This window comes from Dokdonia sp. Asnod3-C12 (assembly GCF_045063975.1).
Lineage (GTDB): Bacteria > Bacteroidota > Bacteroidia > Flavobacteriales > Flavobacteriaceae > Dokdonia.
Window position 1 is genome coordinate 2,197,122 of the sequence record NZ_JBEFNY010000003.1, and the last position, 13,076, is coordinate 2,210,197.

Annotated in this window: 15 protein-coding genes and 2 tRNA genes; 15 read left to right on the forward strand and 2 right to left on the reverse strand. The window is 37.4% G+C overall.

What is annotated here, in order from left to right; translation table 11 throughout:
- Nucleotides 1-61: 61 nt before the first annotated feature.
- Complete coding sequence (locus tag ACJJVW_RS09980; protein ID WP_298329830.1) at nt 62-484, reverse strand: hypothetical protein; 423 nt, start codon at nt 482-484, stop codon at nt 62-64.
- A gap of 81 nt (nt 485-565) precedes the next feature.
- On the opposite strand from ACJJVW_RS09980, the gene ACJJVW_RS09985 reads away from it, so the two are divergent.
- The 3 genes from ACJJVW_RS09985 to ACJJVW_RS09995 are packed head-to-tail and all read left to right on the forward strand — an operon-like array spanning nt 566 to nt 2,765.
- Entirely contained in the window at nt 566-1,129 is a 564-nt protein-coding gene (locus tag ACJJVW_RS09985; RefSeq protein ID WP_298329827.1) for an RNA polymerase sigma factor, read from the forward strand.
- Between the two features lie 2 nt (nt 1,130-1,131).
- Nucleotides 1,132-1,923 (forward strand): tetratricopeptide repeat protein, encoded by a 792-nt coding sequence (locus ACJJVW_RS09990; protein WP_405251633.1) that lies wholly within the window; start codon nt 1,132-1,134, stop codon nt 1,921-1,923.
- A 32-nt stretch (nt 1,924-1,955) separates the two neighbouring features.
- Nucleotides 1,956-2,765, forward strand: coding sequence for a DNA/RNA non-specific endonuclease (locus ACJJVW_RS09995; RefSeq protein ID WP_405251635.1), 810 nt, complete (start codon nt 1,956-1,958; stop codon nt 2,763-2,765).
- A gap of 70 nt (nt 2,766-2,835) precedes the next feature.
- Here ACJJVW_RS09995 and ACJJVW_RS10000 read toward each other — a convergent pair whose 3' ends face one another.
- Nucleotides 2,836-3,978: an acyl-CoA dehydrogenase gene (locus ACJJVW_RS10000; RefSeq protein WP_339848897.1), complete on the reverse strand. Its 1,143-nt coding sequence runs from the start codon at nt 3,976-3,978 to the stop codon at nt 2,836-2,838.
- A gap of 82 nt (nt 3,979-4,060) precedes the next feature.
- On the opposite strand from ACJJVW_RS10000, the gene ACJJVW_RS10005 reads away from it, so the two are divergent.
- From ACJJVW_RS10005 to ACJJVW_RS10060, 12 genes are all read left to right on the forward strand, one after another.
- A complete protein-coding gene (locus ACJJVW_RS10005; protein WP_405251637.1) occupies nt 4,061-5,143 on the forward strand; it encodes an anhydro-N-acetylmuramic acid kinase in 1,083 nt (360 codons plus the stop codon).
- Between the two features lie 64 nt (nt 5,144-5,207).
- Entirely contained in the window at nt 5,208-6,440 is a 1,233-nt protein-coding gene (locus ACJJVW_RS10010) for a Glu/Leu/Phe/Val dehydrogenase dimerization domain-containing protein (RefSeq protein WP_298329817.1), read from the forward strand.
- Between the two features lie 24 nt (nt 6,441-6,464).
- Entirely contained in the window at nt 6,465-7,868 is a 1,404-nt protein-coding gene (nhaD, locus tag ACJJVW_RS10015; RefSeq protein WP_405251639.1) for a sodium:proton antiporter NhaD, read from the forward strand.
- A 59-nt stretch (nt 7,869-7,927) separates the two neighbouring features.
- Nucleotides 7,928-8,632 (forward strand): MotA/TolQ/ExbB proton channel family protein, encoded by a 705-nt coding sequence (locus ACJJVW_RS10020; RefSeq protein ID WP_035334504.1) that lies wholly within the window; start codon nt 7,928-7,930, stop codon nt 8,630-8,632.
- 1 nt (nt 8,633) lies between these two features.
- Complete coding sequence (locus ACJJVW_RS10025; RefSeq protein ID WP_035334503.1) at nt 8,634-9,026, forward strand: biopolymer transporter ExbD; 393 nt, start codon at nt 8,634-8,636, stop codon at nt 9,024-9,026.
- A 66-nt stretch (nt 9,027-9,092) separates the two neighbouring features.
- Complete coding sequence (locus ACJJVW_RS10030; RefSeq protein ID WP_405251641.1) at nt 9,093-9,926, forward strand: energy transducer TonB; 834 nt, start codon at nt 9,093-9,095, stop codon at nt 9,924-9,926.
- Between the two features lie 103 nt (nt 9,927-10,029).
- Entirely contained in the window at nt 10,030-11,247 is a 1,218-nt protein-coding gene (locus tag ACJJVW_RS10035) for a bifunctional folylpolyglutamate synthase/dihydrofolate synthase (RefSeq protein WP_405253094.1), read from the forward strand.
- Nucleotides 11,248-11,356: 109 nt separating this feature from the next.
- Nucleotides 11,357-11,431 (forward strand) — tRNA-Val (locus ACJJVW_RS10040).
- Between the two features lie 37 nt (nt 11,432-11,468).
- Nucleotides 11,469-11,543 (forward strand) — tRNA-Val (locus ACJJVW_RS10045).
- 37 nt (nt 11,544-11,580) lie between these two features.
- A complete protein-coding gene (locus ACJJVW_RS10050; RefSeq protein ID WP_405251644.1) occupies nt 11,581-11,826 on the forward strand; it encodes a GIY-YIG nuclease family protein in 246 nt (81 codons plus the stop codon).
- A gap of 93 nt (nt 11,827-11,919) precedes the next feature.
- Entirely contained in the window at nt 11,920-12,054 is a 135-nt protein-coding gene (locus tag ACJJVW_RS10055; protein ID WP_405251646.1) for a GIY-YIG nuclease family protein, read from the forward strand.
- 130 nt (nt 12,055-12,184) lie between these two features.
- Nucleotides 12,185-13,075, forward strand: a complete 891-nt coding sequence (locus ACJJVW_RS10060) for an ABC transporter ATP-binding protein (RefSeq protein ID WP_405251648.1) — start codon at nt 12,185-12,187, stop codon at nt 13,073-13,075.
- The last annotated feature ends 1 nt before the right edge of the window (nt 13,076 follow it).

The window sequence follows — 13,076 nt, forward strand, 5'->3', positions numbered from 1 at the left end:
AGCTAACTTGTAGTGTTAACAGACAAAAAAGAGTAAATAAATATTTCAAATACAGTGATTTTTAATGGTCACCTTTACTAGAATCATATTCCACCTCTTCAATATCTCCATCTTCTTTGTCTTCTTCTAATTTGACAATAATTACTGTCGTCTTACACTGAGTTCCTGGCGGAATCATGCCGGGACTCATGTTGTCTAAGTTAAAATTCCAATACTCAATATTTGGATTTGATATACTTACTGGAATCATATTAGTATTTAAACCATATTGTATGTAACTATTACGTATACTTGTTTTTTGGAATTCTTTCAAAAATGGATTCCAAGTAACTGTTACCCCAAAATTTCCAGAATTACAATCATAGAAGGTGTTTGTAGTAAATACATTTCCAGTGATTTTGGGCTCCGTGTGATTTTTGATAAGTGAAATTGGCCTTAATAAAAAAGTAATCATAATCGTTGTGGTGATAATAAAAGTTTTCATGTTCATAATTTATTATTTGTTTAATTATGTAAATAAGTTCCTTGTTAACTAAAATCTTACCCGAAACTTCTTAGAATATTTATGTCACTCCTTTCTAATCAAGAATATTTAGACGGCCTTTTGTCTGGAGATCAATCTGTTATTCTTAGTATCTATGACAGAATTTTTTCTAAAGTAAGGTATTTCATTTTAAAAAATAATGGCTCGCAAGAAGAATGTGAAGAAATATTTCAAGAAGCTTTATATCAGCTCACTATTAAACTGAGAAATAGTGATATAGAAATTAAATCTTCATTTGAGGCTTACTTCTTTACTATTTGTAAAAATCTTTGGCGCAAAGCGCTTAATTCGAAAAAAAGATGGGTAAGAAACGATGAAGTTATAGCACTAACCAGAGAAGAAGATACAATTGCAGAGTCGTATGAGAATGAAGAACGTTGGAATTTGTTTGAAGAAAAAATTCAAGAACTTTCAGAAAACTGCAGAGAACTCTTAAAAGATTATTTCCAAAAGGTATCTTATGATGAGATTGTAAGGAAATTTAATTACTCATCAGAGAATGTAGCTTTTCAGCGTATGTTTAAGTGTAAGAAGAGACTCAAAGATCTTATTAAGAATGATGTGAGATTTAAAAATTTAAGTTAGTAATGGAAGAAAATCTAGAGCCTGAAATAGAACAATACTTAGGGGGAATGATGACTCCAGAACAGGAACTTGCATTTGAAAATAAAATGAGTGCAGATATAACCTTGTATGAAGAAGTGTTGTTAATAGAAGATATTAATCTCTATCTTAATGATAAATTCTACGATAACTCAAAATCTCAAGACATTGACTTAAATACAAACGTTTCACTATTATCGGAAAAAGAAATCCGAGAACGTATTGAAGAAGTTAATAGTCTTTACAAAGCCAAGAATTTTTCAAAAAATAGAAGTAGTAGGATTGCTTATTTCATAACGAGTACGGCAGCTATTATAATGCTATGTATGGGAATTTATTTTTTTTACTCTAAGAAAAGTAATCTCGATTTGTATACTGCTTTTTATAGTGAGAATGATCTTCCTTCATTTACAACGCGTTCTGTAGATGTGAATTTGCTTTCTCAGATAGAAAAAAGTTTTAAAGCTGGTGACATAGATATTGCTCTTGAAAACTTGAATGCCTACATAAACACTTCTGAGCATGTAGACCCCCTTAGCTACATTTATAAAGGACTTATCTATTCAGAGAAAGGTCAGCTATCTGAAGCTATAAAGCAGTTGGAAAAACTGAAAAATAGCGATTCTCTTGATGCAGAAAAAGCAACTTGGTTTGAGGCCTTAGTGTATTTAAAATTTGAAGATGAGAATAACGTGGAATTATTACTTAGAGATATTGCTTCAAATCCCTCACATTATAAATATTCAGAAGCTATTGCTCTACTTGATAAATTGTAAATCCATTACTTTGTAGTTCTATACTAATAAGAATGAAAAGAAAATACACCTATCCGTTACTAGTACTGTTATTTACACTAGGGTGGTACATATTTGAAAATTATGCTCATCAAGCTATTGATGCGCCAGTTGTGGAGGAAGGAAAGCAGCCTAAATCTACTACTAACACTTACTTTTTGCCTACGTCAACTACGGGGCAGATTGTACATCATAATTATTACTCCCTTAGTTATAGCGAGAAAGATGAACAAGCAGAGTGGGTGGCTTATGAGCTTAAAAAAGAGCACATCGTAAATGCCGATTTTAAACGCCCTTACTTTGAAGTAGATCCTAAGGTGGGAACAAAGTCTGCTCACTGGCGTAATTATAAGAAATCTGGCTATGATAGAGGGCACCTGTGTCCGGCTGGAGATAGAGAGTTTAGCAAGGCGGCTTATGACGAGACGTTCTTGACAAGTAATATAAGTCCGCAGCGACATGATTTTAATGCAGGTATATGGAACGAACTAGAGCAGCAAGTACGCTATTGGGCAAAAAAGTATGACGGTGTCTATGTGGTAACCGGAGGGATTCTGAAAGATAAAATGGGAGCTATAGGAACAGAAGAAGTGACTGTTCCAGAATCGTTTTATAAAATCGTCTATGATCAATCAGGAGGTGATGTAAAAATGATTGCTTTCTTAATGAACCACTCGGCATCAAAGAAGTCATTAAAAACATTTGTAACCTCTGTAGATCAGATTGAGCAACTCACAGGTATTAATTTCTTTCCTGAGCTTGAGGATGGAGTAGAGGATAGACTTGAAGCGAGTACAAGCACTAGTGGCTGGAAGCTTAGATAGTAAAGTGATATTATATAAAATAAAAAATGCGGCAATTGCCGCATTTTTTGTTGATCTATATTGGAAGATTTTATCCTTTGATAACTCCTCTTGAGATTACGATTTTTTGGATCTCACTTGTTCCTTCGTAAATCTGAGTAATCTTAGCATCACGCATAAGGCGCTCTACATGGTATTCTTTTACAAATCCGTTACCACCGTGTATTTGTACAGCTTCTACAGATTGTTCCATCGCTACTTTTGAAGCATAAAGCTTAGCCATTGCACTAGACATATCGTAGTTGTTCCCTTGATCTTTATCCCATGCAGCTTTCATCACTAGGTGACGTGCAGCTTCAATCTCCACATACATATCTGCTAGTTTAAAAGCGATAGCCTGGTGATTACAGATTTCTGTGCCAAAGGCTTTACGTTCCTTAGAGTATTTAAGAGCAAGCTCATAAGCTCCAGATGCAATACCTAATGCTTGTGCAGCAATACCGATACGTCCACCAGAAAGAGTTTTCATCGCAAATTTAAATCCAAAACCATCTTCTCCTATTCTATTTTCTTTAGGAACTTTCACGTCGTTAAACTGTAGTGTGTGTGTATCACTACCGCGTATTCCTAATTTATCTTCTTTAGGTCCTACTTCAAAACCTTCCATGCCTTTCTCTACGATAAAAGCATTGATTCCTCGGTGACCTTTTTCTCTATCCGTTTGTGCAATTACTAAGTAAACATCTGCGCGACCACCATTAGTGATCCAGTTTTTTGTACCGTTAATTACGTAGTGGTCTCCTTTATCTATTGCTGTAGTGGCTTGTGATGTTGCATCAGATCCAGCTTCTGGTTCAGAAAGACAAAAAGCACCTACCATCTCACCAGTAGCAAGTTTAGTTAAGTATTTTTGTTTTTGCTCTTCGCTAGCATAAGCTTCAAGACCGTAACAAACTAAAGAGTTGTTTACAGAAACTATAACAGAGGCAGAGGCGTCAATTTTAGATAATTCCTCCATAACAAGTACGTAAGAAGTAGCATCCATACCAGCTCCACCATATTTGGGATCTGTCATAATACCCATAAAACCTAAGTCACCCATTTTTTTAACGAGTTCATCAGGAAACTGCTGGATGTTATCACGTTCAATAACGCCAGGAAGTAATTCTGTACGGGCAAAATCGCGAGCCGCATCGCGTATCATTATATGTTCTTCTGTTAAGCTAAAATCCATCGTGTTTGAATTATTAAGAATTATCTAAAAAATCTATACAAAGATACTTGTTTCTTGCCTTTTTCTCAATAGATTTAGACCAATGGGACAAAAAAACTATAACGTTATAGGAGTGATGAGCGGCACAAGCTTAGATGGTATTGACTGTGCCTATGCAAAAATTGGTGTTTCTCCATCAAAAGATGACTCGATATATCCATTATTTACCAGTTATATCATCGTTGCAGAAACCATTCCCTATCCTAAAAAGTGGAAAGAAATACTTTCTACGGCTCATTTGCTTAGTAGAGAAGAGCTAGATGCTCTTAATGTAGATTATACCGCCCACCTAGCGCAAGTGATTACGAATTTTATTACCACTAATGGCCTTACGGATATCGATGTTGTCTGTTCTCATGGACATACGGTGCTCCATCAGCCGGATCAGGGAGTTACTTTGCAAATAGGAAACCTGCCAGAAATTGCCTCATTAATTAACCACCGCGTGGTTTGTGATTTTAGGGTGCAAGATGTAGAAATGGGTGGTCAGGGAGCGCCATTGGTGCCTATTGGCGACCAACTATTATTTGGCAATTATGATTATTGCCTAAATCTTGGTGGTTTTGCAAATGTTTCTAAAGATGAAAATGGTGTGAGAATTGCGTATGATATCTCTCCTGTAAACGTAGTGCTCAATAAATATGCACAAGAATTAGGTAAGGAGTATGATGATGGTGGCGCTTTCGCGAAAGCAGGAAAAATAAATCAACCTCTTCTAGAAAAACTCAATAAACTTCCATTTTATGCGCTACCAGCTCCAAAATCTCTTGGGATAGAATGGGTACACGCGCATATTTTTTCACTTATTGAGGCTGTTCAACTTTCTCCAGTAGATGTGCTGGCTACATTTACAGAGCATATTGCTATTCAGCTTGCGGCGCAGTTTAAAGAAGGCGCTACTGTACTCGTTACTGGTGGAGGTGCTTATAACACTTATTTATTGGAACGTGTCCGCTTTCGCGAAAGCGTAAAACTCATAGTGCCAGATGGTAAGCTGGTTGAATTTAAAGAAGCGCTTATTTTTGCATTATTAGGAGTGTTAAAACTTGAAAACCTCCCGAACTGTCTAGCAAGTGTGACGGGTGCAAGGCAGGATCACGCAAGCGGAATGTTATATCAATCTTAAATTATTAACACTTCTTCTACAAGGTGTTTCTAAATTGTATATTTGGGCTTACCAAATAGAAAGTATGAGAGCTCTTTTACAGCGTTACGAAGATAAATTACCAGAAATAGTTTTCCATTGGAATGACCCAGAAACAGAAGCAGAAGGCTGGGTTGTTATCAATTCACTACGTGGCGGTGCTGCGGGTGGAGGAACACGTATGCGTACGGGTCTGGATATGAATGAAGTATTGTCACTTGCCAAAACAATGGAAGTGAAGTTTACCGTCTCGGGACCTGCTATAGGTGGAGCGAAATCTGGAATCAATTTTGATCCTAAAGATCCACGTAAGAAAGGAGTTTTAGAGCGCTGGTATAAAGCAGTGTCACCATTACTAAAAAGTTATTACGGTACAGGAGGCGATCTTAATGTAGATGAAATACATGAAGTAATCCCAATTACCGAAGAAAGTGGAGTATGGCATCCTCAAGAAGGAGTCTTTACAGGTCACTTCCAACCTACAGAGGCAGATAAAATTAACCGCATCGGGCAATTACGTCAAGGTGTGATTAAAGTGATTGAAAATCCAGTTTACTCTCCAGACGTAACACGTAAGTATACGGTTGCAGATATGATTACTGGATATGGAGTTGCAGAAGCCGTACGTCATTATTATGATATTTATGGCGGTGATGTAAAAGGAAAAAGAGCCGTTGTACAAGGTTTTGGAAATGTAGGAGCAGCAGCAGCTTATTACCTTGCTCAAATGGGAGCAAAGGTGGTAGGAATCATTGATATAGTAGGAGGTTTTATTAACAAAGACGGTTTCTCTTTTGAAGAAATACGTGATATGTACCTCAATAAAACTGGAAATACACTCAACGCAAATGCAGAAGGATTAATTCCATTTGCAGATATGAATGAGCAAATATGGAATCTTGAGACTGAGATTTTTGCTCCATGTGCGGCGTCTAGACTTATTACAGAAGATCAAATCAATAGCATGATAGGCACTGGACTTGAGGTTATCTCTTGTGGTGCAAACGTGCCGTTTGCAGATAAAGAAATTTTCTTTGGCCCTATAATGGAGCATACAGATGCAAAAGTGAGTTTGATACCAGATTTTATTTCAAACTGTGGTATGGCTCGTGTATTTGCATACTTTATGGAGCGTCGCGTGCAAATGACAGATGATGCAATCTTTAACGATACATCTCAAACCATTAGAAACGCTATTGAAAATACATATAACAACAACAGTAGTAAGCAAAATATAAGCAAAACTGCTTTTGAGATTGCACTAAAAGAATTACTTTAATACTTACAATTAACCAGACAACTTATGGAATCAGTAATTATTCTCATTTTTATCATTGGGTATCTTTCTATAACCCTTGAACATCCTCTTAAATTAGACAAAACGGTACCTGCTTTAATTATGGCATCGCTTATATGGGCTTTCCTAGCGGTAGGTTTCCATTTAGGCTGGTTTGACGTAATTGATACGTATGAAAATTCATATAGCATTTTCCCTAATGGCACCGCGCTCACAGGAGATGCACTGCACGAAGCAGAGCACGGTTTTGATAACACACTCTTACACCACTTAGGTAAAACGGCCGAGATACTTATCTTCCTTATTGGAGCGATGACTATTGTGGAGATTATAGATTTACACCGTGGTTTTGAGGTGCTTAAAGGTGCTGTGCGTACTAAGAGCAAGAAAAAATTATTGTGGATTATAGGGATACTAGCTTTCATACTTTCTGCTATTATTGACAACCTTACAGCAACTATTGTACTTATTACTTTATTACGTAAGCTTATTGTAAATAGAGAGCAACGTTTATGGTTTGCAGCAATGGTGGTAATTGCAGCAAATGCCGGTGGTGCATGGTCACCTATTGGAGATGTTACAACGACAATGCTTTGGATTGCAGATAACGTAACTGCAATGGGACTTGTGAAGTTTGTAATTGTTCCTTCTGTGATTTGTTTTGTACTTCCATTTATAATTGCTTCTTATTTACCAGCATTTAAAGGGGAGATTATTGTAGACACCACAGAAGACGAAGAAGCAGGTAGACTACTTAGTAGTAAGACCATGCTATTCTTAGGTCTAGGTATGATTGTATCTGTGCCTATTTTTAAGACTATAACACACCTTCCTCCTTACATGGGAATGATGCTTGCACTTGGAGTAGTATGGTTAGTATCAGAATATATTCACCCAGAAGAAGATTTTACAAAAGAGCGTAAGCACTTATACAGTGCTCACAAAGCATTATCTCGTATCGAGATTTCTAGTATCCTGTTTTTCTTAGGAATCTTAATGGCGGTTGCTGGACTAGAGAGTTTAGTATATGGAGTATCAGAATCTGGGGACCCAGTGGGAACTTTACGTTACGTAGCCGAAATCTTAAATGGAGCAGTGCCTAATCAAGATGTTGTTGTAGTACTCCTTGGTATATTATCTGCAATTATTGATAACGTTCCTTTAGTAGCAGCATCAATGGGTATGTATGAAGCGCCTACAGATAGTTTATTATGGCACTTTATAGCATATTCTGCAGGAACAGGTGGTAGTATGCTTATTATAGGATCTGCGGCTGGTGTTGCAGCAATGGGAATGGAGCGTATCGATTTTATCTGGTACCTTAAAAAAATAACATGGTTAGCATTTATTGGATTTGCTGCAGGTGCAATTGCTTTTGTTCTTCTTACGGGAGGAACAATGGGATCTTAAGCTCATACAATTTAATACCATAACCATCGTTTCATATTAAAGTCACAACGACCTAATTTATGATTAATATCTTATTACAAGACGGCGCTCAGGATGCAGCAGACGTTCTTACAACAGATGAGCCTGTAGAGCAGACTTTATCAATTATAGACTTGCTTATCACAGGTGGTACAGCAGGAATCATCATAATAGCAGTACTTTTTGTACTGCTATTTGTTGCTATTTATATTTATTTTGAACGCTTATTTGCAATCAAAGCAGCGTCTAAGGTTGATAGCAACTTTATGAATCAAATACGCGATAATGTACAATCTGGGAATATAGAAGGAGCAAAAATATATTGCGCTCAGGCAAATTCTCCAGTTTCAAGACTTACGGCAAAAGGAATCTCACGTATAGGTAGCCCTCTAGAGGATATCAATACAGCAATAGAGAATCAGGGTAAACTTGAGGTGTATAAGCTAGAACGCAATGTAAGTGTTCTTGCTACCATAGCAGGAGCTGCACCTATGATTGGGTTTTTAGGAACCGTAATTGGGATGGTACTTGCTTTTCATACACTTGCTACTAGCTCAGGACAAGCAGAAATGGGAACACTAGCCGAAGGTATCTACACAGCAATGACCACAACTGTAGCGGGTCTTATTGTAGGTATTATTGCTTACATGGGATATAATCACTTAGTAGTGCGCACAGATAAAGTAGTGCATTCTATGGAAGCAAATGCTGTAGATTTCTTAGATCTTCTAAACGAGCCAAGCTAATATGAACCTGCGCGGAAGAAATAAAGTGAGTCCAGAGTTTAGTATGAGTAGTATGACAGATATTGTCTTTCTATTACTTGTATTCTTTCTCTTAACCTCGCCTGCCATTACGCCAGATGCTCTAGACCTAATTTTGCCTAAAGCAAAAGGGAAAACCAGTAACAAACAGAACCTCTCCGTAAGTATTACTAAAGACTTAGATTACTACGTAAATAAAGAACGTGTAACTGAGAATAGTATAGAAGGGTTTATTACAAGCCAACTTGTAGGAGTAGAAGATCCTACCATTATTTTAAGAGCAGAGGAGGGAGTTCCTATCGAGAATGCCGTTAAAATAATGGATATTGCAAACCGCAATAAATACAAAATTGTCCTTGCGGTACGTCCTAATTAATTAGTTGATATTTCTTTTTTATACGCTTTCGCGAAAGCTTAATTTTTAATTTTTTCTATTCATCACTTGGCATTCTTAGATACCATACATAAACGTAAATCCTTTACCATAAGCACTATTGTGATGGCTATCATACTATTGCTCATGTTTGTAGTGGGGATGAAATACCTCGATCCACCTGAAGAAGGAGGAATCGCTGTAAACTTTGGTACGTCTGAGGTAGGGTCTGGTAATGTACAACCAACAAAACCGGTGGCTTCTGCGCCTAAGAATACTGCTCCACAGCCTAAGCCTACAGTGCAAGAGCCGGAAATAAAGGATGAGGTAGTAACTCAAGATATTGAAGATGCTCCCGTTATTGAAGAAAAGCCAAAAGAGAAGCCTACGCCTAAGGTTGAAAAGCCAAAAGAAAAGCCTATTGAACAACCAGTAGAGGAGGCAAAGCCAGATCCAAAACCAGATAAATCTACTACGAGTGCTTTAGATGCATTAATTAACGGGCCAAAAAGCGACGGAGCTTCACAAGCAGGAGAAGGTGATGATAATCAAGCGGGAGATAAAGGTGATCCAAATGGAGACCCAAACGCCTCAAGTTACTATGGAACTGGAAAAGGCCTTGATGGAGATGGTAATTACCAGCTAGGAGGTCGTAAAGCACTTGGGAAGCCTAAGCGCCAGCAAGAGTGTAATGAAGCAGGTACTGTAGTTGTGAGTATCGAAGTAGATCGTAATGGAAAAGTAATTAAGGCAACTCCTGGAGTACGTGGAACTACTAATAATACACGCTGTCTTCTTGAGCCAGCAAAAGCCGCAGCGCTAGCAACAAAGTTCAATGCAGACTCTGGCGCACCGTCAAAACAAATAGGAAAAATAGTATATCGTTTTAGTCTCTCAGACTAATAGGTTTTCTCATTAATGGAGCGATATATAATGCTCTCAGTTTTCACGTCAATTATCTAGGTAATATCTACCTATCTTTACATACACTTAAAAGCGACGCACTATCACTTACCAAGAAACTTTAGATTGGCTATTTGCTCAATTACCAATGTATCAACGCAAAGGAGCAGCTGCTTATAAGGCAGATTTGGATAATATTAAATTATTATCAGAATACCTTGGCAATCCACACACTCAGTTTAAAGCTGTTCATGTAGCGGGAACTAATGGTAAGGGTTCTACAAGTCACATGATGGCGTCTGTGTTGCAAGAAGCTGGATACACTGTAGGTTTATATACGTCTCCACATCTCAAAGACTTTAGAGAGCGCATTAAGATTAACGGAGAGATGGCAAGTAAGCAATTTGTCATGGGGTTTGTAAAAAAGCACAAAGCCTTCTTTGAGGAGCACCAATTGTCATTTTTTGAAATGACGGTAGGAATGGCTTTCTCTTATTTCGCATCAAAAAAAGTAGATATTGCTATTATTGAAGTTGGCTTAGGAGGTAGGCTAGATGCAACAAACATTATAACTCCAGTATTGTCTGTTATTACTAATATAGGCATTGATCATACTCAATTTCTGGGCGACACATTACCGCTTATTGCCACCGAAAAAGCAGGAATTATAAAAGAAGGTGTTCCCGTAGTGATAGGAGAGTATCAGGAGGAGACAGAAGATGTTTTTAGTACGCTTTCGCGAAAGCGTAACGCAACACTATACAAAGCCTACGATTTTGATTTAATGTCAATGCAGTCAGATTTGATAGGTTCATACCAGAAACACAATATTAGAACCGTTCAAGTAGCATTTTCAGTATTGCAAGGTGCAGATTTCCATGTAGGAATACAGCACATTGCAAAAGGACTTAAAAATGTAGTTAAGAATACAGGACTTCTAGGTCGATGGCAAATATTACAAGAATTACCAAAGGTGATTTGTGATACGGGGCACAATAAAGAGGGACTGACTTATGTCATGGAACAGCTAAGTAAGGAGAAATATAAAAAATTACATATTGTACTAGGTGTTGTATCAGATAAGGATCTTGGAAGCATTTTGCCTCTTTTTCCAAGTTATGCAACTTATTATTTTTGCAAACCGGATGTACCGAGAGGAATGGAGGTGCAATTGTTAAGAAAAACTGCAGAGACTCACCGATTGAATGGAAAAGCGTATCCTAGTGTAAAAGAAGCTTTTAGTGCTGCAAAAAAGACAGCTGGCGCAAGTGATCTTATATTTATAGGCGGTAGTACTTTTGTGGTAGCAGAAATTATTTAATTTTTCTTCAAAAAGATTTCAAACTATTAAACTTTAATTCTATATTTGCACCCGCAATAAGAGAAAGGCAGTAGTCAAGATTTTATTGTTACCTGATTATAAAATATCGGGGCGCATAGCTCAGTTGGTTCAGAGCACTTGGTTTACACCCAAGGGGTCGGGGGTTCGAATCCCTCTGCGCCCACAAACAAGAAGCGACACTCTTGTATAAAAAAATAGTCGGGCGCATAGCTCAGTTGGTTCAGAGCACTTGGTTTACACCCAAGGGGTCGGGGGTTCGAATCCCTCTGCGCCCACAAAGGCTTCCAGAAATGGGAGCCTTTTTTGGTTTGTATGAGTTTCTACATCTACATATTATTTTCTTCTAGTCTCAATCGATATTATATTGGTTCGACTAATGATGTAGAAGAACGTTTCAAAAAGCATTTGTCAAGTAATAAAGGTTTTACTTCAAAAGCAAAGGATTGGGAAGTTAAGTATACAGAGTCTTTTGAGACTAGGAGTGAGGCGGTGCAGCGCGAGATGCAAATAAAGAAATGGAAGAGCCGCATTATGATAGAAAAGCTTTTTAAAGCATAGCGATAGTTTTGTAAAATATACTCAGAGCATCCCGATTTTACATCGGGAGAGTCGGGGGTTCGAATCCCTCTGCGCCCACAGAGGCTTCCAGAAATGGGAGCCTTTTTTCGTTTACATGAGTTTTACGTCTACATATTATTTTCTTCTAGTCTCAATCGATATTATATTGGTTCGACAAATGATGTAGAAGAACGTCTCAAAAAGCATTCTTCTATAAAATTAAATTAAAGAGCGAGATTTTCTCAAAGCAATGTGCACTCAAATAGGCTGTCTTTAGCTATTTCTTCTTTATTTATATAATTACTTGTAACAAACTCTATATATGTCATACCTATGCTACAACTAAAAAGCAACAGGTATGATTCTCAGTTTAAAGAATGTTTCAAAAACATATAGCAATGGTGTAAAAGCCTTAGATGATGTAACTATAGATATTAAGGCAGGAATGTTTGGTCTTTTGGGGCCTAACGGTGCAGGAAAATCATCTCTTATGAGAACCATTGCCACGCTTCAAGAGCCAGATATAGGAAGCATAGAGTTTAATGGACTTGATATTCTTAACAATAAAATTGAGTTTAGAAAAACCTTAGGCTATTTACCACAAGAATTTGGGGTGTACCCAAAAATGAGCGCAAGCGACCTCTTGCATTATTTTGCAAGTTTGAAGGGGATTACAAATAAAGCAGAGCGTAACGCAATTGTTGATAAAGCTTTAGAAGTTACAAATCTTAGTGACGTGCGCGATAAGCACGTTGCTGGTTACTCTGGAGGAATGAAGCAACGTTTTGGTATTGCACAACTCTTACTTAATAATCCTAAACTTATTATTGTAGATGAGCCTACTGCTGGTTTAGATCCTGCAGAGAGACATCGATTTTTAAATGTATTACGTGAGATAGGCACCAATCACATCGTTATTTTTTCTACGCATATTGTAGATGATGTTAAAGAACTATGTACTGATATGGCAATCCTTAATGGAGGAAGAATATTATCGCAAAGCACACCTAAGGAATTAGTACAAAGTCTATCTGGTCATATCTGGAAGATATCTGCTTCTAGAGATAAAATAGACGAACTACAAAAGCAATACAATGTGATTTCTTCAAGCTTTAATGATACCAATGATCTAGATGTAAGAGTATATAGCACTACCTCACCTGGAGAAGGTTTTGAATCTGCGGTTGCAACCCTTGAAGACGTATATTTTACTACGTTAAATCAGAACCAACCTGAAAACGTACAGTAAT